Raw genomic sequence first — 18,529 nt, 5'->3', positions numbered from 1 at the left:
CGGAAATCGGGACGTAAGTTGACGTCCAGCGAAGCCCTTGCGGCTTGCTTGAGCCGGATGCGTTGAAAGGCGCACGTCCGGTTCTGAGGGGGCCGGGGCCCAGAGATGGGCTCCGGCTACCCGACCGATCTTCCTGTTGTTCGCCTCCTCGCTGTCGTCGATGACGCCGGCGTAGCGGCGGTGGATGACCTCCGGGGAGTTGCCCGCGCGCCGGGCCACCTCAGCCACGGGGAGGCCGGCACGGAGCCAGTTCGTGATGCAGGTGGCTCGTAGGTCGTACGGCTTGCGGGCCAGCGGGGACGTCACCTTCGGCGGGGTGAGCGCGAACGGGCGGGCTTCCTGCCACACCCGCCAGTAGCTGGAGGTGCCGAGTAGTCCCCCGCGCTCGTTCGGGAACAGCCGGCCGTCCGCGGCTGTGCCGAACTCCTTCACGTGCGCCAGGAGCATCGCCACCAGCACGGGAGGGATCGGGACCGGCCGGTCCGCACCGGGCTCTCGTGACTTCAACCCGCGCTTGTCGTGGCGCTCCCCCGAGTCGGTCCATTTCTTGCCCGAGATCGGCCGCGTCTCCCGCAGCGTCAGCATCCCCCACTGCGCCCGGGGCTGCGTGAAGCCCTTTACGAGGCTCACGACGTACCGAGGCGGCCCCGGCAGGTCACAGTCGCTCAGCCGGAGTCCGACGACTTCGGCGGGGCGCATTGCGGCGTACAAGATGCACGCAAAGAAGGCGACCAGTCGACGCCCACGATTTCGGTGCACTGACCCCACGTATGAGACCGCGGTGAGGAGTTGCTTTCCCTGTACCTCGTTCACCAGGGTCCGGGGGTCTACTGCATCCCCACCTTGGGACGTGGTTCGCTTCACCCCCTTGAGTGGGTTCTCTGCGAGGTATCCCTCTTGAATCGCGTATTCCATCGCGGTGTTGAAGCCACGGCGTCTCCGTTTGTACGTGTCTGCTGCGGCAGGCGTGTCATCCAATTTGAAAGACAGCCGATAGTGAACGTCCCTGATGACTTTGGAATCCGTGAGCGCTGAGAGCGTCAGCGAGTGGGCTGCGAGCCACGTGTACGCCGCGACCAGATCCGCCGGCGGCTCATCACCCTTGTGAGCCGGTACGACGGCCCAGCGCACAGCGCGCCGAACGTCTTCCAGCGTCGGCGCCTTGGCATCGTCGCCCATCATGGCGAGAGCCACGGTAGCGAGACTGTCCGCGAGCCCTTCCCGAGTCTTCGCCGCGGCGGTGCGCCATCGGACCGTCATGTATTCACGGGCGAACTCGAACCACGACGGGTCATGGCGAACGGTCGCCGCCGCTTCAGCCGCTCTCACCTCGGATTCGGGGAGCCCGTCTTCGATCCGGAAGGCTTCTCCTCTGCGCATGGCTGCCCAGAGTTCGTTTCTCCGGCTGTCGGCAAGCATGACCGTGGCGAACGTGGCGCTGCTGACCTTTCCGCCGACTTTCCAACGTAGTTGGTATGGGCGGGTCTTGCTCTGCGCCTTCGATACGTTCCAAAGGCGCACGTCGAAGGAAAAGGCCTCGGGGGCCGAACCGTTGTCGCGGTCGGCCCCCGTGTTGCTGCTCGTCACGCGGCTTCCTCCAGCGAGGTCAGCCAGCGATCGAGTTCGGAACGGCGAATCCGTACCGCGCCGTTCGGGAGTTTGATGGACTTCGGACCCTTCTTGCAGGCACGCCAGCGGTAGAACGTTGCCTTCGGGACTCCGATTTCTTCGATCACCTGCGAGATGGTGAGCATTTCCTCACGCGGCCTGGCCACGGCATCTCTCCTGTCGCGGATCGCTACCCCGCCCCTCCCACAGGTCCGCTACATCCGCTACATCCGCTACATCGCAGGTCAGGGCCCTGCTTCGTGTAGCGGATGCGTAGCGTGTAGCGGATAGAGCCGCCACACCGCCCCGGGATGTAGCGGATGTAGCGGCCCGGGAGGGCGGTGTAGCGGCTGATGGATGGTCGGTCTGCTACGCGTTGACGCTGGTCAGAAGCGGTTCAGGGTCCGGCCTGGCCGATGTAGCGGATGTAGCGGATTCCGGAAGGGACGGGAGCGGCGGCGGGCAGTAGCGCATCCATGCGTCGCGCAGGTCAGCCGCGTAGTAGCCCTTGAGCAGACCGTCCGCGGTCCGCATGTTGCGCGCCCCGATCGGCTTGTTGTCCGCCCGCATATACTCCTTGAGCAAGCGCGAGAGCCGTCGGGAATCCAGGGGCCGGCCGTTGAGGTCACCCCAGGGCGCATCCTCCAGGCTGTTGAGCCGGTCGAGAATGACGGCCGTGGAAGCGCGGTCGGCGCCGTTGAACACGTGGTCGCGCAGGTCGGTCAGCAGGCGAACTCCGAGCGATGTTTCGCTGTTGTCCTGCGCCGCACGGACCAACTCGACGCAGGCCAGTCGAGCCCGCTCCGGCCAGTGGCCACCGACCGCGTCGGCAACTGCCAGCAGGGGTTCCCACACATCCGCGGGCCGGTCAGTGACGCCCTCCGGCATGGCGGGCCAGGCGCCCGCCATGGTCTCGCGGACCGTGTCGGCCCATTCGGCGAGGCGGTCCCGCAGCGCGTGGCCTTCCCGCTCGTTGATGCGCTCCCGGTAGGGCTCGACCTTCTCGTTGGGGGCGCGCTTACGCATGCGGATGATGATCGAGCGGGTCAGGATCGTGTCCGGCAACGAGCCGAGTCCGGCCATGGCCACCGCGGCGTACGACGGGAAGCCCTGCACGGTCTGGTTGGCGCCGTCGCCCACGCACCGGTACATGAGCCGGCCGCGCCGGTGTCCGGCGTTCAGGAAGCCTCGGAGCTGTTCGTTCTCTCCGGCTTTGGGGCCGAAGACGGTGTCGATCTCGTCGAAAACGATCGTGGGGCGCTCACCGTCAATGCCGGAGACGGAGCGGAAGAGCGCGGATGCCGATGCAGCCACCGCCGCCATGCTGTTGGGCACCAGGGTCTCTACGATCTCCAGCGCGCGGGACTTGCCGGACCCCGGTTCCGGGGAGAGGAACGCGATGCGTGGAGTGGAGTCGAAGGAGTCGAGCAGGTGGGCATGGGCATCCCACAAGGTCACAGCCACGTAGGCGGCTTCGCTGGGGAAGATGTTGAAGCGGCGGTGGAACGCTTCGACTTCATCGAGCAGGGCCGCGCCGTCGATCGGCGGCGTGGGCGTGTTGGGGCTGGTCATGCGGCGTTCCTCCTTTCCAGGGTGGTGCGGAGTGGGCAGGCATCTCTGTGGGCCCCGTGGTCTGCGATCAGGGCGAGCACCTTGCGGTGGCCGATGGCGCTGCGGTCACGGCCGCACAGGCACTTGGATGTGGCGGTGGGGGTGGCGCCGTAGGGCGCGCAGATGTGGAGCCAGGCCACGAAGAAGCGTCCGTCGTCAGGCGGCGGGGCGCTCGGAGGCTGGTCGGGGGAAAGGGCTGAAAGGACGCCCTGACGGGCGACCTTCTCTCGGCCGCACGCCAGAGCTGGGGGTACCGGGGTGTTGGCGGAGTCCGGCCGATCGGCGGTGTCGGGACGGCTTTTCAGGCCCGCGCGGGGCGGCTTGGTGGTCATGCCGTCTCCCGCGGTCGGCAGGTGCGAATCGACCAGTCCAGGGCGCTGTGGATGGTGGTCCGGCACTCGCCCGAGGACAGTCCGGCCGCCTCACCGGCCGCCTGAAAAGCCGTTTCGACCACGTCTCGGGTGATCTCGCCCCAGGCCACGAAGCGCCCCAGGGAGCGGGCGCCCGCCAACAGGCGGTTGTTGCGCCCGCCCTCCGACATGCCCCGGACGGCGGCCGTCTCGCGTGTCAGGGCCACTTCGGCGCGGCGGGTGGCCTGGCTAGGGATGAGCAGTGGAGCGGGCGCCCGGTCGGGGGTGGCTGGGGTTTGGAGCAGGCTCAGAAGCCAGGCAGGCAGCAAGGTCACCGGGGTGCCGTTGATGACCTCATAGGTGCCCTGCGAGGTGATGCTGCCCGCGGCCACGATGTTCCCGCCCCATGCTCGGGTGTCTACGTTCGCGGCGACGGTGCGGGCGGTGTTGAACAGCCGGGCGTCCGGTGGCACGTCGTAGTACAGATGCAGTCCGCCGCTGGGCGTCCGCACCGTGTAGGTGAGCGGGATTGGCTGTCCGGCGCGCTCACAGAGCGCCGCAAAGGACGTCGCGCCGTCAGGCGCGTCCGAACTGTCCTTTCCGCTCTTCTCCTTGGGCACGTCCAAGTCGACGACGACCAGGCCGGAGGGACCGGTGGCGATGCCGACGTTGAACGCGCCTGCTGCCCACGCCGCGCGGATGCGGTCGGGGTCGGTGGTGGCGCGCTGTTCCCACTTCATGTGCCCGTCGGCGCACTCGCCGGTCTCGGAGCAGGCGCGTTCGCCGTGCAGGGCGGAGCCCTTGCCGCCAGGGCGGAGCGGGTGGACGTGCCAGCCGCGGGCGGCGGCTTGCAGCGCTGCGGACAGCAGCGCGGGTCGTGCGTCATGCGTCATGCTGGAGGTCTCCGGTTCTGTCGAAGGGACGGGAGAGCCGGGGCGGTCGCGATTCTTTGGCGAGAGGGCGACCGCCCCGGGCGTATCTAGAACGGGGGCTTGGCGGTGTTGCCGTCGGTGTTCCACGGGTCGCCGCCGGCGTCCGGCTTGTCGCCGGTCTTGCCGTTGATGGCGACGGTGGTGAAGCGGAGCGAGGCGCCGATGTCGTCGACTTCCACGGCGAGCATCGAGCGGTTTTCGCCCTGCTCGGTCTGCCAGTTGTGCTGACGGATCCGGCCGGACAGCACCACGCGTGAGCCCTTCGTGAGCGACTCGGCGACGTGCTCGGCGAGCGAGCGCCAGGCGGCGCAGCGGAAGAACGTGGACGTGCCGTCCTTCCACTGGCCGGAGTCCTTGTCGAAGGTGCGCGGGGTAGAGGCGACGGTGAACTTGGCGAGTGCCTGGCCGGAGTCGGTGAACTTCAGCTCCGGCTCGGCGGTCAGGTTGCCGATGATCGTGACCGGGGTCTCTCCGAGCGACATGCTGTCTCCCTGGTTCAGTGCTTGGGACGGGCGAGCTTGAGGGTGATGCCGCCAACGCCGATGGGTCCGGCAGCGCCGGCGATGACGGTGGCGGCGTGGGCGGCGGCGTCCAGCAGCGCGCACAGGGCGACGACCAGTCCCCATATGCCAAGCGCGGCAGCACCGGCGACGGCAAGGGGGATCAGAACGCGCTGCCACGGGATGCCCTGGTGCGTGCTGGCCTGGACGACGATGACGACCGGTGCGCCGGTGGCCTCGGAGCGGCGGTAGGCGTCGGCGGGTATGTGCGGGGTGATGATCCCCGGCGGGTCACGGTGGGGCATCGGGCTCCCTTCTGAAGGTCCGGGGGGCCGTCGCACAGACGCGGGCGGGCCCGTGCGGGTGGGTGTTACGAGCAGGTGTTAGGCAGCGTGAACGGCCGCTGTTATGGCGGGTAACACGCGTTCCTGCCTAGGGGTTTGGGTGTTAGAGCGCCGTAACGCGTTACGGGTGTCAGGCCGCCGTGAGGGCGGGGACGATGCGCCACCGGCCGGTGGTGTTGGTGGCGTCCAACCGGCCTTCCTGAGCGGCCTCCTTCAGCCGCAAGGACACCCACGAGCGGGAGAGGTTGTGACGGTCGCACCAGTCGGTGAAGTCCTTCGGGCCCACGATCATGCGGCCCTCACCCTCGAACTCCTCCAGCGCGGCGGCGAACAGTCGGCGCGCCTCCTCAGGCGACGGCTTACGGCCCCCCTCCTCACCGAAGATCGGGGCGTCGTCGCCCTCCTCCGGCTCCGGAAGCTCTGCCTCGGGGTCGATCTCCGCGTCCTCGGGGTCGATCAGCAGTCCGCCGAACTCCATGTCCTCGTCCTCCTCGTCCACGATGGTCAGCGCGGTCCGCTCCTCGCCGGGGGTCGGGCGGCCGGTGTACGCGCGACCGGCGACGCCGGAGGCCGCGCCGGCGGTGACCGGGTCGGCGGAAGCACCGTTGCGCTGCGCCCACGCGGCGAGCCGTTCCATGACCGGCACCGTGCGGAGGGTGAAGCGCCGGGTACGCCCCGGTGAGGGGTAGCGGGACTCCTCGATGCCGGGCGAGACCACGTAGCAGTAGCCCGGCCGTCGGTTGCCCCACGCCCCGGGGTGGGCGCCCGCGTCGATAACCGTCTCCGGCAGCGAGAACCCCTCGTCGCGCGGGTCGCAGCCGAGCGCGACGACGGAGGGCAAGGAGGCACGGGTGGACGTGGACATCTGGTCGTACGACGGACGCTGCAACGACACGATCAGCGAGATACCGGCGGACCGGGCCTCCTGAGCAATACCGGTGAACGCGTCATCGCCCATCGCACGGAGCGTGTTGGCCGCCTCCTCGAACCAGGCCACCAGGAACGGCATCCCCGCACAGCCGCACGCCCGGCCGTCGGCGCGGCAGGAGTGCTCCGGGTCGTTCTGCACCTGCGCAGCGGCGGGGGCCCACTGACGGTAGCCGTGCGAGCCGAGCCAGCGGGTACGCGCCGGGATGGCCGCCTCCACGGCCGCCACCATGACCTCCGTCTGCGATCCGCCCTCCGCAGCCCAGTCCAGGCCCGCCCGCAGCGGCGCGAAGTCCTGGAACGCCTTGGGGTCGGAGAACCACACAATGACATCGGTGCGGGACTGGATCTCCGTGAGCAGGTTCAGGGCGGCGTCGCCCTTGCCGGAGCCGGTGCCGCCCGCGACCAGCACGTGTGTGGAGTTGCGGCCCGCGTCCGGATCGCCCGGAAGCCAGATCAGGAGCGGCGCTCCATCGTCGTAGCGGCCGATGACCAGCGGCTCCGCGATCGAACCACCCAGGTTCGATGGCCCCTCCCACTCGACGACTTCGGCGAGCATGTCTTCCGGCACGATCACCAAATCGCCGCGGCGCTCGGAATCCGGGTCGGGGCTGTACCGGACAGCGGATTTCGGCAGGTCCAGCGCGGACGCGATCCGGGCCAGTGCCTTGGCGACGTCGTCGTTAGTCTGCTCCCCCGGCTGCAGCGCGAGCGGCGCGGTGACCCGGTTGGGCTCCACCTTCGCCGCACCGATCTGCGCCCGCGCAAGTCCCACCTTCTCCAGCAGGCCCCCATCCGAACTGCCCGCGGTTCCCTCGGTGTTGTGGCGCAGGACCATGCGCACGTTCCAGGACAGCGCCACGGCAGGCCCACCCATCAGGAACAGGTCGTCGACCGGCCCGGCGGTCGGCCCGGCCAGACAGGCGGCCGTCACCCACGCCGACCCGGCCGCCACCGTCACCGCGGAGTGCAGACGGCGCTGTTTGCTGGTCGACTTGCCCGCGGCCCAAGTGACACCGGTCAGCGCCACCGACGCCAGCGTCAGGCCCACGCCGGCCGCCGTGTTGTCCGGCCACCGCCAGTGCCCCAACGCCCCGACGACACCGGTGGCGCCCCACGTGAGCCACGGCGGGATATGTGGCTTGGCTTTGTGCAGCAGGTACGCGCGGACGGTGCCGTTCTCCGCCCCGCCCTGGGGGTCCATGACGTAGCCGGGCATACCGTCGGGGTAGTAGGTCGTCGTGCTGTTTCGATCTCGGGCCATGGCCCAACCTCCTTACTGCTGAGCCCAGTTCATGACCGGCTGCTGGGGCTTGCGGGCGCGGTGGCGCACCCGGTTGATCTCTTCCTCGAACTCCTGCTGGAACGCGGAGTAGCAGGCGGCGGCGTTCTTCGCGGCGTCCCGCAGACTGTCGGCGGACTTGCGCAGCTTGCGGGTCACCTTCCGGGCCCGGATGCGGGAGCCGAACGCCCGTCCCTCCGGGTCGGGCACGGCTGCCAGGACGCTGTCGAGAATCTCGGCGGCCATGGCCACTTCGATGGACAGCGTCACGCCGGCCGCGCGCAAGGTGTTGCAGTAGTTCCGGACCTGCGCGGGGGAGGTGAACTCCGGCGCAGGCAACAGGGACTGGTTGCCCGACCGGCCACCGCCAGCCTGGCTCCAGTTGCGGTTGTTGTTGACCATGACGTTGATGGGCGGGACGAACGAGCCGCCCATCGCACCGACGAACCCGCCGGCCGCCGCACCGACGTTGGCGAACTTGTTGCCCTTGCCGTTGTTGCTGTTCGAACCACTGCTGCCGTTGGCGCGGCCGTTGCCGTTGCGCGTAGGGGTTGCCATCAGACGTCGTCTCCTCTGATCAGTGCGTACGGCGGACGATGAGCCACGCGGTCTGCGCCACGATCAGCGTCAGCAGCCAGACCAGGGGCAGGGCACCGGCCCACGGGCCGAAGCCGGCCGCCAGCGCGGACCACACGAACGCGAGCGTGGCGAACACGGCCAGCGCGATACGCCAGGCCAGCGTGGAGCCCTGTGCCGGGCGCGAGCGCTGCACGACGGCGAACCACACCGCAGGCGCGAGCGCGGCGGGGGCGAGCACGAGAGCGGACCACCAGGCGATGACGTGCAGCAAAGCCGTCACGACCAAGGCGAGCAGGGCGATCCCGGTCGGGGCGAGCGCGTGCCGGGCCATCCACAGCCCGCGGCCCACGAATCCGAGCGCCTCGCGCGTCAGCGACGGGTGTTCGGGGACGACGACCACGAACGGCTGCGAGCGGCGCCCGCGCTGACGCGGGAGCTGGACGGTGTGGACGCCCGCGGCGGTCTTCACCTTGCGGGTACGGGTACGACTGGACATGGCAAAGCTCCTTGGGAGTTGAAGGACTCAGGCAGCGCGCTGTTCCTCGACGACCAGGCACATCCCGCAGATGCCGTACGAACGCGGAATGCAGTAGCCGACATCGAGCAGGCAGCGGGGGCAGGTGCGGCGGGCCAACATGGCCAGCGCCAGCGCGCCCCACTTGCGGGACGTCATCGGACGGACCGGCTTGGCTAGGTCGATCCGGTACAGGTAGGCCACCTGCACGCCTCCAGCCCGCCGGTTGGCCCGCATCACCTGAGCCGCGATCGGCTGACCACCCGGGCGCAGCCCCTTCGCGCGGAGCTGTCGCCGGGTGGCCAGACCGTCGGGGGCCAGGCGGAACGGGTAGGTCGGGATGCCGTAGCGGGCACCGGTCGGATCGAAACAGCGGCCATAGGCACGAGACATGACGCGGGCCTCCCGCTCAACCGGCGATCGCTGCGGGGAGATTGGCCAGGTACTGCTCACGCGCCTTGACCCGACCGCGCGCTGTGCGGGCCGTCGACTCCGACGCCCCAAGCCCCGCTCCGGCCATCGCCATGGTCATGCGGGCCGTGCTCGGCTGCGTGAAGTCGGTGCCGTACAGCGCCCGCACCAACTGATCCACCCGGTTCGGGTAGACGACCGGCATGCACAGATCGACGGGCGTCGACGCCGGGGCGACGGCCACCGGCTCTGCGGTGACGGGCGTCGACGCAGCCTCGACGGCCAGCGGCTCCGGCCCACCGGAGGGGATCGAATCGGGCGTAGGCGCCGTGAGCGCGGGCGGTGCGGGGTGCGGGGCGTCGACACTGGCCTTGACGGGCGTCGACGGTGCTTCGACGCCCGTCGACGGGGCGTTGTCGCCCGTCATCGTCCGGTGGGTGAGGTAGGTGTGCACCTGCCGCATCAAGGCGCCGAACGCCAGCAGGGCGGCCACCGGTGGAACGGCAGCAACCACGTAGTCGAGGGCGTTCGCGTCTTGTCCGACCCCGGCCACATTCAGCGCGATGGAGGCGCCGTCCCCGGCGGTGACCAGGGCGATTGCCCACCAGTCGACCCGGTGGGCGAGCGAGGCACGCAGGATCAACAGCTCACCGATCACGATGAACAGATCCACCGTGGCGGGCCAGGCCCACGAGCGGGCCACCGCCTCCGCCATGCCATGCCTGGCGGCCACCTCCTGCAAGTGCTCGTAGGAGAGCCAGAACGCCACCGCGGTCAGCACCACTGTGAGCACCGACGCGAGAGCCGTGATGGCACGGTCCACGTTGACGGGCGTCGATGGCATGTCGACGGGCGTCAACGTGGCGTCGACGCGAGCCGGGGCGCTCATGCCGCCTCCGCTTCCGCGAGCACCGGGGCGGCGACGTCGCCGTAGCCGACCAGTTCCAGTTCGGCGCCCGCGTAGGTGAAGGTGCTCCGCAGGACGCCCGTTCGGCCGTCGCCCTGCACGTGGTAGTCCACGTTGTCGGGAGCAACACCCAGCGCCTCGCGCCAGGCTTCGAAGTCGGTCAGGCCGGAGTGGAACGCAAGCTCCAGCTGGTCCGGGTAGATGGGAGTGACGTTCACGGTCGGCGCCGGCAGGTGCCCGAAGTCGACGGCCAGCAGGCGCAGCACGGACAGCGGCGCGGCGAGGTCGGTCAGCGTCAGGTTCGTGTTCACGCGGCGACCCCCGTCCGCAGGCTGCGGCGCAGGGCGGCGCTGGGCACGGGCAGCGGCGACAGGCGCAGCAGGCCCGCCTCGTCCAGCGCCTTGGCGGCCACCTGCACCGCGCGGTCCGGCAGCTCGGGGTCGTCGGCGAGGATGTCGCGGGCCGCGTCCAGACGCGCCGCGCGCTCCTCTTCGCTCTCCCCCTCGACTCCCAGCCACAGCTCAACCGGAGTGCCAAGGGCCAGTTCGAGGAAGTCGTGCGTGGTGTCGGCCTGGTGGCCGGAGACGAAGTTGCGGATACGCATGGCGTACTCCTGAGTCGAAGGGACGGAGAGAGCCGGGGGCCGCGAAACGTTGGCGAGAGGGCGGCTGACCCGAGAAGCGGCCAACACCGCAGAGGCAGCGGGCCGAAGTGCCCCGGTCGGGAGTCGAACCCGAACGTGCTGACCAGCGGGGCGAGGCAAAAGAGACCGGCTTCACCGGCCCGCCGCTTGCGGCGGCGGACCGGCCCCGAGCCGGATAGGTCGGGTGCGTCATCGTTGCTGCTCTGACGCCAGCAGGGCGGCACACACCAGTTGGCACCCGCCGGGTTGACCTCCCGTGAGGAAGGGATGATCCCGACGGCTGTTCTCCAGAGCCGGTGCGCGGGGAAGTGGCCGCCGGCGGCCGTCACCCGGGCCGCCGCGGGGACAGGGAATCTCACCCCGTCGACTTGTCACGCTGTGGAGTTGTCAAGGCACAGACGTTTCCTTCGAACCCGTTTCACGAGGCTCTCCGGACGTTCGGCTTTGCAGTACCTGTTTTACAGGTACTGCATGGGGGTCCGTCAAGCACAGCGGCGGAACCTCCTGGTTTTGCGCCGGGACTTCTTGGCGCACCATCAGAATCGCCCCAGGTCAGGGGAGTTGTTCACCCCGCCCGTGGACAGCTCTGGTTGATCTCGCTACCGTCAAGAGCTCCCTAGATGTCCCACGGAGGGCTCAGATGTCCAACGAGCGTCTGCGGACAGCCCTGTTGGCGCGAGGCATGACCATTCAGAGCCTCGCTGAAGAGATCGAAGTCAACCCAAAGACCGTTGAGCGGTGGATCACTCAGGGCAAGGTGCCGTACCGGCGACACCAGTACGCAACGGCAGCGGCACTCCAGGTCGACGTACTGACCCTCTGGGACGACGACCGCAATGCCGAGAGCGCCTCCGACTTGGCGAAAGCCGAGATCGTGACCGTCTACCAGCATCGCCACACGGTGCCGTCAAGCCTCTGGCGCGAGATGTGCGAGCGCGCCACGGAACGCATCGACATCCTCGTGTACGCCGGCATCTACCTCGCAGAGGATCCACTCTTCTTCTCAACACTGAAGGAGAAGGCAGAGAGCGGCGTGCACATCCGAGTCCTCATGGGTGATCCGGAGTGCGAAGCCGTCATCCGGCGCGGCGTCGACGAAGGTCACCGCATCATGGACGGCAAGATCCGCAACGCGCTGGTCAACTACCGCCCGCTGTTCACCAGCCATCCCGAGATCACCTTCCGCCTGCACGACACGGTGCTCTACAACTCGATCTATCGTGCCGATGACGAGATGTTGGCCAACACTCACGTGTACGGCATCGGCGCCTACATGGCGCCCGTGTTCCACCTGCGCCGCCTCCCGGGGAGTGGCCTGTTCGACACGTTTGCCAATAGCGTTCAACAGACCTGGGAAGGCGCCAGGTCAGTTACTGAACGCGACATCGCAGGAGCTTGAGAGCATGGGACGCATCGACTACCTGCACGACCCGGACGCCCCGCCGGCCAATTCGGTCGTGCCCTCGGTCGTGGCGTTCGTCCAGAACGACGCGGGGCAGGTGCTCATGATTCAGCGGTCCGACAACGGACGTTGGGCGCTGCCCGGCGGCGGCCACGACGTGGGCGAGTCCATCGGTGACACGGTGGTCCGGGAGGTCTGGGAAGAGACGGGCATCAAGGCCGAAGTCGTCGACATGTCCGGGATCTACACCGACCCCGGTCACGTCATGCAGTACGACGACGGCGAGATCCGTCAGCAGTTCAGCATCTGCTTCCGCGCGCGCCCGGTCGGCGGTGACCTGCGCACGAGCAACGAAACGACGCAGGTCCGTTGGGTGCACCCAACGGCCCTGCGGGAGCTGGACGTCCACCCCACCATGCGACTCCGCATCGAGCACGCGATGGACCGGGCCCGGACGGCGCCCTACATCGGCTGACGCTTGGCGTCGGCGACCCTCTCAAGTACGCGCGCCGTGCTCGCCAGGATCTCGGGTTCGGCGCGACGGATAAACGTGCCGATCAGGCTGTCGGGCCCGTAGCGGCCGGCAATCTCGTTGATCCGATCCACAGGATTCGTGGGCGTGCCGTCGGGCGTCGTGTTCATGTCGCAGAAGCAGAGAGCGTCGTTCAGGTGCGCGCTCTCGCGGGGGAACTCCCCCTCCAGCTCCTCGCGCAGGCCGCGCGCATCGGCCTCCAACCACGCACACGAGTGATGGGCCACCAGGTGCACAACGCGCTCGTCTGCGTTCGCGACGTCCCGGAGGTAGCGAGCCCCATCAAGGGGGTGGAAGCCGGTCTTGGCAAGGTCGGGCGCATAGCCGATGTCGTGCAGGACTGCCGCGGCTTCGAGCAGCTCGGCGTCCTCTCCGAGGATGAGCGCGATGGTGCGCGCCCTCTCGGCGACGCCCAAGCAGTGCTGCCACCGTCGCGGCAGCGGCTCAGCGAGCAGGGATTCCGCGAGGGGGTAGGCCCACTTCGTCAACGTCGACAAGCTACGAACGCCCCTCTCGGTTCGGCACAGTGCGGACTGTCCGCACCTTGCCCTGACCTTCACTCGCCAGCACGCCTGCGGCTTCGAGCTTGTCGAGAGCCTTGGTCACGGTCGGTCGGGAGACCTTGAACCTGCCCATCAGGTCGGACGCACTGAGGAACTTGGCACCCACCTCGAACCCTTCGGTCGCAATGACGTCGGAGATGCGCTGCTCCAACGGGCGCCGGTCGACCTGCTCGCCCTGGCGTACTACCCGCCACCGGCCGCCCCTCACCGGTTCAGCAACGCCATCCGCCTGGAGCTCCTTAAACGCGCGGAGCACCACCCCACGCGAGACGCCGTGATCATGCATGAGGTCGCCGGCGGCCGGAAGCTGCGTCATCTGCGGGTCCGCCTGGATCTGAGCTTTCACCACCTCGGCGATCTGCAAGAAGGTTCCCCGAGGGCTGCCCTGCTGCGACACTCGCTCTCCCCTCAGTTAGCCAAACGTCCTACTCCAGCTTCCCACGCCTCGCGCCTGCGAAGACCTTGGTCAGACGTTGCAGGCTTGCCAGCCTGATGAATCCTTCTACCTCCATCAAGGCCCGAGCGGACACGCGCCGCCTTGTCGGCGGGGCCGCCGCCCTGTCTTCGCCATCGGCAGCCCCGCCCGGCGGCGCGCTAGCAGCAACGGGCAAGAAGTAATAGGGCGCCACGATCACTCGCCCCAAATCCGACCCGCTGACCGGTGGCGACGTCAGAGGGTGCGCGGCTTGACCAACTCCAGAACAACCTCAGTTCGCATTCGGCTATCCATGGAGGCTCCGTTAGCTGAGGGTGGGGGAAGGTATCGCCTACCAGCTGGAAGCTCTCTCTCGTTGATTGCCTCAACGCTAAGTCCGTGCAAGATCCCGGCTCGACGCGTCACCCCAGCGTTGTCAACGAAGGTTCCTTTTATTGTCGAGTTCCCTACCACCATCACGGCCCGAGCACCGGGCTTCAACACACGGGAGATCTCAGACATCACCCTGGACATATCCTCGACATAGCGCCAGAAAATTCCGGCCATTCTTCCGGATAGTCGAGAAACCTCCGAGTCAGCAGCCAAACCGATTAGCCGTTCATCGTTGACCTTTGACATTCTCTCAGCGCCGACGCTAGAACCCCGGATCTCACGCAACTCGCCAAGCTTATAACCCAGCCACACGAGAGCCATCCTGTGCCCTCGAAGGTAGTCAATAGCGTTCAGATAAGGCGGAGAAGTGACTACGAGATCAACTGAGCAATCAGGCAGAGACTGCAGATTCCTAGCGTCTCCGCGCTCGACATTAGCGGATCCATCAAAGGAGTGACCCATCCTTTTTTCGATTTCTGCCGCAGCCTTGATGAATCCCGACATGACATCAAAGTCGTTTTCGGTCCCCACTTTGTGTGGTCGGCTATGCGATACATCCCATGCGAGAGAAGCTCCGCGCTTCTTCGTGACGATGATTCGACTGAGCGCAAGACGCAGACCGTCAGCCAACCTGCCCGATTGGCCGTAAAGCAGATAGGAGAGAACCCTTAAGTCTTCCTTCTGCTCTTTCGCAAACCAAAAGTCTACGAAATCTGACGTCTCAGAGTCACTATCCACCCAAGGCAGGTCAACGCCGGCGGACATCAAGTCTCGAGCCTCCAAAACCAGAGCCTCTGCGGCCCCTCGGAGCCCCGCCGCCGACGAGGAGTGAGTCCAGACCGAGGACATAAGGACAGCAAGGGGATCCATGTCGAAGCCCCGAGCACGATGCCCGGCCTCTACGGCCGCCCGCAAGACCGTTCCAGATCCGCACATAGGATCAAGAACTACTTTCTCGCCTCGCTCTAACTCGAGCGCCTTCAGCGCCAACTCTGGAGCCATACGTGCAGGAAACGGGTGAGGTGCGGCGAGCGAACGCATGATCACGACTCCGGATCGTCAGGCACTGCAGGCAAGCCCAAGTCATCCTGCAAGCGTCGGTCAACTTCAGTGATGATACTGTCTGCAGTGTGCGACATACGGACATCACCGCTGGCGGGATTCACCTCGAGCCAGCGAGATCCAACTATCGTCTGCACCGCCTGCAGAGCAGCAATAAGCTTCGCCGGCTCATAGCTTCTTAGTCGAGGATCCGTAGCGCGAACTGCGTACACATTTGGCTGACTTTTAGTGTCTCCCTTTTCACGCTCAATTCCCCTCAAGAGTTTCTTCAGGGGGACAGGCTGTTGCGTTTCACGAAAACCAGACTCGAGAGCGTCGAGCCACTTCTCGACCTCCTTCACTGTCAAAGCGCTGGTGAAAAGTTCTCGAATTTGGTTGAGTGTCACACCAAACTGATAATGAAGCTCAACCAAGCGCCGCAACTGGGCGGTGAGCATCACAGTCATGGGGCGATCAACGCGACCAAGGGCCGTCCTCCTATTTACTGAGGAATCATCTTTATCCTGGCCGTCGAATTTTTTCCCAATGAAGAACCCGAAGTCGGCGGACTCTTCATGGATGAAATCCCAAAGAGCATCAAAATGCACCTTGTCTACCGGGATGCTGCTTCCCGCTGTAGTCTTGGCGTCATAGACGATGCGGAAGTCTTCTAGCTTATTCTCACCACGTCCGAGACGGGCATCCAGGATTCCGTCGGCTCCCCCACGGTTTCCACCGCGTCGCTCGTACTGGAACCCCAAAACAAGGAAGGCCTGACCTACAGCCTTCTCCAGTGCATCTTTGTTCTGGTCTGCAATAGATAGATGCCTCAAGACCTCCGCGGCATCCGGACCATAGTCCCCTGCAATTTGACGAAGAGCCCTGTCGCGAAGTGCAAATACCTCGGCAGTAACTTCGGGAGAAATCCCGCCCTCCCGAAGAAAGGCATCGGTCAGCACCTCTGAAGTAGCAAACAAGGTGGCAGGTGTCTGATTCTTCGAATGTGCCATTATTTTGGCAACGAAGGGATGCTCCTGGTTAATGTACAGGATTCTAGTCCTCGCATCATATTCAGCTAGCCGATCATACGCCCCCATATCCCTGACTTGAACATCAAGAAAGGGTTGCTCCATCACATCTCGAGAGAACTCTTCAATCCACTCTGCCCGCTCATCTCCATCAAGATGGCTCGGAGCGGTGATATAATGCGACGGTTGCTGAGCCTGCACGACAGCATTCTGAATAGCCGCCACCAGCGGGTCGGCGAGGATGCTCGGCGAACCTTCCTTCAGAAGAAGCTTGAGGTCGAATCCAACAAGCTTCTCTTTATTCTCAGCAGTGTATACAACGCGGGCCTCATTAAACTTAGCCCTCAAGTAATCTCGAAATTTCTCAAGAGCGTCAGAGGACCGCACGCCCTCACGTGATGAGAGCAAGTGCGTGCGAAGGCCGTCCGCGTGTACTTCCATCTTGAATCGATGCCAGACGGCCAGGTTAAGCGTCTCGAGCCCAAAAAGCTCTTGTTCGAGATTGATCACCCGACCTCGCACCCGAATGAAAAACCCGTTACTGCGGCCGTACTGAAGGGATTTACCAGTAATCAATGCCTTCTCATACAGTGTCGCAGTTCCTGTAATCTCGCCCTCGATACCTGGGATCAAGATTCCAGTTGCCGTTGTCTCGATACCTAACTTCTGAGCGGCCTTATCTGAGGAGCCGCCGATTTTAAAGTCCTGAAGGACAACTGCATCTTCCTTAGCTGACCTCAGTTCCTCACCATTAAGGAAGATCTTGAAGTCACTCGCGAGAGGGAGACCAGTCCTCATCACCCAGCTCAGCACGCCCGGGCGGAATTTTTCGAAGAGCGTCTTAAAATCGCTAAGAGCAGCTGCGGTCCAAGTCGGCGCCGCCTTGGCACCGAACATCATGTCCCACGCCTTTGGATCCTTGACTTGGACTTCCTCTAGCAGGTCCCGAGCCTCGTGTTCTTCTACAATGTGCAGTTCAAGCGACACAGGCCCGGCAGTTGGATCGTTTTGACGTTTACCTTCCACCTTCTTGAAGTCCATGGAAGCGTAGTAATAGTACTCACCCACCTTGCTGATATGGGTGAGCCGCCAGGCAAGAACATAGGCGGCTAATTTGCCGATCCCAAACTGTCCGATAGGGCGCCTTCCTTGAATGGTGGAGTCTGCCGACTTCGTAGACTCCGCGACACGCCAGAGACGGGCAAACCCCTCCTCATCCATTCCGGAGCCATTATCGATTACCCACAACGAATCGGTGCCGCCCGGATCTTCCGACTTTGATCGCGGCGTAATAATGCGAGCACTCTTCGCGCCTGCATCGAAACTGTTAGAAACGAGCTCTTCGATGGCCTTATGCGGGCTCTGGTAAAGGCCTTCAGAGAAAAGCCGTATGATCTCAAAGCTAATTTCGACCGAGATTTGCTGACTTGCAGGATCAGCCGAAATCTTCCCCAGAAGTCCAGAGTTCGAGTTCGAAGTGCTGTCAGCCACAATACCCCCGCGTAATGGTTCCACCCCAGAGCGTGATCGTACCCACTGGTGCGGCATATGTCAGTAGTACGTGTCGAGGAGGGCAGTTGGGTGAGACTCTGAGAACTTGCCACAAGCTGGCGTCCAGCTCTTCAGCTCCTCGCAACCCCTCCGTGGACTACTGACTACTGTCCGATCGTTACCTATACCGCTGCCGGCAACATGCCCAATAACGTTGCAAATTGTGCTCTTTCAGGTGAATCTCCTTTCGAGCAACACTTGAGTGGCCGTCAAGCAGATCCGGATCCACGCAGGTTGAGCTGAGGGACCGCAACAGCGAGGCGGGCAGGCACATCGGCCGTGGGGCTGAGTTGAGGCGCGCCGAACCTACGTGCCGGGAGCCGCAATGGGTGAGTGTCTAACTGTGTGACAACGCCTGCGGACAACTACGAACATCAGCGGACCACCAGTACAGTTCAGAGCCACACCAGCCCGAGGTAGGGCCGCACCCACGTTGCTTCGGGACGAAGCTCGCCGGACCGTCTGTGGCCCGGAGCAGGGTGCACACAGAGGCACATCGGTCGACTCGTTCCCGAACAGCGACAACGGTTCGAACCTCCCCGCGCGCGGTATGCGATAGAGATCGACTCCGCTCGCACGTCCCCAGCCAAAGAGTGCTGGTCAGGGTGGGGTTCAACCCTCGGGTACACATGCCCTCCGGAGCCGTGTGCGCAGGTTCGAATCCTGCCGGGGGCACCTTTTATTAGGTGCCCAAGGACCCCGTAAGCAGCGGAGACGCTGAGTGCGGGGTCTTCGCGTGTGTGCTGGGGTGGGCGGCGGTCGATGTTGCGTCGGCGTCGTGTGGGCCAGCGGTGGTGCCCCGTCGTACTCGGGTGGCGCCGCGCGTTCGGTCGGTTGGGAAGGCGCCGTGTCGCGTGGGGCGGCAGTCGCCGGGGCTTCGGGAGGGGGACAGGCCGGTCTGTCGGGCTACCTCGTCGAGTCAGGGGTCGGGCGGGGGAGTTGGTGGCAGCATCACCGGGCATGGGCAGAGATCGGTACGTCGACTTCCTGCGTGCT

20 protein-coding genes are annotated in these 18,529 nt (G+C 65.6%); 2 read left to right on the top strand and 18 right to left on the bottom strand.

Features of this window, described 5'->3' with window-relative positions; translation table 11 throughout:
* From HLK59_RS38355 to HLK59_RS38290, 14 genes are all read right to left on the bottom strand, one after another.
* The coding region (locus tag HLK59_RS38355; RefSeq protein WP_346779908.1) for a hypothetical protein at positions 1–1,587 on the bottom strand (1,587 nt) is incomplete at its 3' end.
* Positions 1,584–1,796 (bottom strand): helix-turn-helix domain-containing protein, encoded by a 213-nt coding sequence (locus tag HLK59_RS38350; RefSeq protein WP_346779910.1) that lies wholly within the window; start codon positions 1,794–1,796, stop codon positions 1,584–1,586. The genes HLK59_RS38350 and HLK59_RS38355, both read right to left, overlap by 4 nt.
* Before the next feature lie 181 nt (positions 1,797–1,977).
* A complete protein-coding gene (locus HLK59_RS38345) occupies positions 1,978–3,180 on the bottom strand; it encodes a DUF3631 domain-containing protein (protein ID WP_171146257.1) in 1,203 nt (400 codons plus the stop codon).
* Positions 3,177–3,551, bottom strand: a complete 375-nt coding sequence (locus HLK59_RS50575; protein WP_206328088.1) for a hypothetical protein — start codon at positions 3,549–3,551, stop codon at positions 3,177–3,179. Before HLK59_RS50575 ends, HLK59_RS38345 begins: the two co-directional genes overlap by 4 nt.
* Positions 3,548–4,462, bottom strand: coding sequence for a bifunctional DNA primase/polymerase (locus HLK59_RS38335; RefSeq protein WP_171146256.1), 915 nt, complete (start codon positions 4,460–4,462; stop codon positions 3,548–3,550). Before HLK59_RS38335 ends, HLK59_RS50575 begins: the two co-directional genes overlap by 4 nt.
* Before the next feature lie 86 nt (positions 4,463–4,548).
* Positions 4,549–4,983 carry a single-stranded DNA-binding protein gene (gene ssb, locus HLK59_RS38330; protein WP_171146255.1) on the bottom strand — a complete coding sequence of 145 codons (435 nt, stop codon included), beginning with the start codon at positions 4,981–4,983 and terminating at the stop codon, positions 4,549–4,551.
* Between the two features lie 14 nt (positions 4,984–4,997).
* Positions 4,998–5,306 (bottom strand): hypothetical protein, encoded by a 309-nt coding sequence (locus HLK59_RS38325; protein WP_171146254.1) that lies wholly within the window; start codon positions 5,304–5,306, stop codon positions 4,998–5,000.
* Positions 5,307–5,475: 169 nt separating this feature from the next.
* Complete coding sequence (gene traB / locus HLK59_RS38320) at positions 5,476–7,491, bottom strand: plasmid transfer protein TraB (RefSeq protein ID WP_171146258.1); 2,016 nt, start codon at positions 7,489–7,491, stop codon at positions 5,476–5,478.
* Positions 7,492–7,548: 57 nt separating this feature from the next.
* Positions 7,549–8,112 (bottom strand): plasmid transfer protein TraA, encoded by a 564-nt coding sequence (traA, locus tag HLK59_RS38315; RefSeq protein ID WP_171146253.1) that lies wholly within the window; start codon positions 8,110–8,112, stop codon positions 7,549–7,551.
* A gap of 19 nt (positions 8,113–8,131) precedes the next feature.
* Positions 8,132–8,629, bottom strand: coding sequence for a hypothetical protein (locus HLK59_RS38310; protein ID WP_171146252.1), 498 nt, complete (start codon positions 8,627–8,629; stop codon positions 8,132–8,134).
* Positions 8,630–8,656: 27 nt separating this feature from the next.
* The gene (locus HLK59_RS38305) at positions 8,657–9,040 is read right to left on the bottom strand and encodes an RRQRL motif-containing zinc-binding protein (protein ID WP_171146251.1); all 384 of its coding nucleotides are present in this window, start codon (positions 9,038–9,040) and stop codon (positions 8,657–8,659) included.
* A gap of 16 nt (positions 9,041–9,056) precedes the next feature.
* Positions 9,057–9,902, bottom strand: coding sequence for a DUF2637 domain-containing protein (locus HLK59_RS38300; RefSeq protein WP_240982886.1), 846 nt, complete (start codon positions 9,900–9,902; stop codon positions 9,057–9,059).
* Between the two features lie 41 nt (positions 9,903–9,943).
* Entirely contained in the window at positions 9,944–10,276 is a 333-nt protein-coding gene (locus HLK59_RS38295; RefSeq protein WP_171146249.1) for a hypothetical protein, read from the bottom strand.
* Positions 10,273–10,563, bottom strand: a complete 291-nt coding sequence (locus HLK59_RS38290) for a hypothetical protein (protein ID WP_346779909.1) — start codon at positions 10,561–10,563, stop codon at positions 10,273–10,275. The genes HLK59_RS38295 and HLK59_RS38290 overlap by 4 nt, the downstream gene beginning before the upstream one ends.
* Before the next feature lie 685 nt (positions 10,564–11,248).
* Here HLK59_RS38290 and HLK59_RS38285 point away from each other — a divergent pair.
* Both HLK59_RS38285 and HLK59_RS38280 read left to right on the top strand, forming a co-directional pair.
* Entirely contained in the window at positions 11,249–12,007 is a 759-nt protein-coding gene (locus HLK59_RS38285) for an XRE family transcriptional regulator (protein WP_171146247.1), read from the top strand.
* Between the two features lie 4 nt (positions 12,008–12,011).
* Positions 12,012–12,485: an NUDIX domain-containing protein gene (locus HLK59_RS38280; RefSeq protein ID WP_171146246.1), complete on the top strand. Its 474-nt coding sequence runs from the start codon at positions 12,012–12,014 to the stop codon at positions 12,483–12,485.
* On the opposite strand, the gene HLK59_RS38275 is transcribed toward HLK59_RS38280, so the two are convergent.
* The 4 genes from HLK59_RS38275 to HLK59_RS38260 all read right to left on the bottom strand — a co-directional run bounded on the left by HLK59_RS38275 (position 12,473) and on the right by HLK59_RS38260 (position 17,473).
* A complete protein-coding gene (locus HLK59_RS38275) occupies positions 12,473–13,039 on the bottom strand; it encodes an HD domain-containing protein (protein ID WP_171146245.1) in 567 nt (188 codons plus the stop codon). The two genes, HLK59_RS38280 and HLK59_RS38275, sit on opposite strands and share 13 nt — an antisense overlap.
* A gap of 1 nt (position 13,040) precedes the next feature.
* The gene (locus tag HLK59_RS38270; protein WP_240982885.1) at positions 13,041–13,469 is read right to left on the bottom strand and encodes a GntR family transcriptional regulator; all 429 of its coding nucleotides are present in this window, start codon (positions 13,467–13,469) and stop codon (positions 13,041–13,043) included.
* A gap of 306 nt (positions 13,470–13,775) precedes the next feature.
* Complete coding sequence (locus HLK59_RS38265) at positions 13,776–14,915, bottom strand: hypothetical protein (RefSeq protein ID WP_171146243.1); 1,140 nt, start codon at positions 14,913–14,915, stop codon at positions 13,776–13,778.
* Positions 14,916–14,956: 41 nt separating this feature from the next.
* Entirely contained in the window at positions 14,957–17,473 is a 2,517-nt protein-coding gene (locus tag HLK59_RS38260) for an ATP-binding protein (protein WP_171146242.1), read from the bottom strand.
* Between the last annotated feature and the right edge of the window lie 1,056 nt (positions 17,474–18,529).

The organism is Streptomyces sp. S3(2020) (genome assembly GCF_013044505.1).
Taxonomy (GTDB): Bacteria; Actinomycetota; Actinomycetes; order Streptomycetales; family Streptomycetaceae; genus Streptomyces.
This window is presented reverse-complemented; position numbering and strand designations above follow the sequence as displayed.

Excerpts from the sequence above, each read along its gene's own strand:
- HLK59_RS38345 (WP_171146257.1), bottom strand. The coding sequence starts at position 3,180 with ATGACCAGCCCCAACACGCCCACGCCGCCGATCGACGGCGCGGCCCTG.
- HLK59_RS38280 (WP_171146246.1), top strand. The coding sequence starts at position 12,012 with ATGGGACGCATCGACTACCTGCACGACCCGGACGCCCCGCCGGCCAAT.
- HLK59_RS38310 (WP_171146252.1), bottom strand. The coding sequence starts at position 8,629 with ATGTCCAGTCGTACCCGTACCCGCAAGGTGAAGACCGCCGCGGGCGTC.
- traA (WP_171146253.1), bottom strand. The coding sequence starts at position 8,112 with ATGGCAACCCCTACGCGCAACGGCAACGGCCGCGCCAACGGCAGCAGT.
- traB (WP_171146258.1), bottom strand. The coding sequence starts at position 7,491 with ATGCCCGGCTACGTCATGGACCCCCAGGGCGGGGCGGAGAACGGCACC.
- HLK59_RS38285 (WP_171146247.1), top strand. The coding sequence starts at position 11,249 with ATGTCCAACGAGCGTCTGCGGACAGCCCTGTTGGCGCGAGGCATGACC.
- HLK59_RS38300 (WP_240982886.1), bottom strand. The coding sequence starts at position 9,902 with ATGCCATCGACGCCCGTCAACGTGGACCGTGCCATCACGGCTCTCGCG.
- HLK59_RS50575 (WP_206328088.1), bottom strand. The coding sequence starts at position 3,551 with ATGACCACCAAGCCGCCCCGCGCGGGCCTGAAAAGCCGTCCCGACACC.
- HLK59_RS38265 (WP_171146243.1), bottom strand. The coding sequence starts at position 14,915 with ATGGCTCCAGAGTTGGCGCTGAAGGCGCTCGAGTTAGAGCGAGGCGAG.
- ssb (WP_171146255.1), bottom strand. The coding sequence starts at position 4,983 with ATGTCGCTCGGAGAGACCCCGGTCACGATCATCGGCAACCTGACCGCC.
- HLK59_RS38305 (WP_171146251.1), bottom strand. The coding sequence starts at position 9,040 with ATGTCTCGTGCCTATGGCCGCTGTTTCGATCCGACCGGTGCCCGCTAC.
- HLK59_RS38325 (WP_171146254.1), bottom strand. The coding sequence starts at position 5,306 with ATGCCCCACCGTGACCCGCCGGGGATCATCACCCCGCACATACCCGCC.
- HLK59_RS38335 (WP_171146256.1), bottom strand. The coding sequence starts at position 4,462 with ATGACGCATGACGCACGACCCGCGCTGCTGTCCGCAGCGCTGCAAGCC.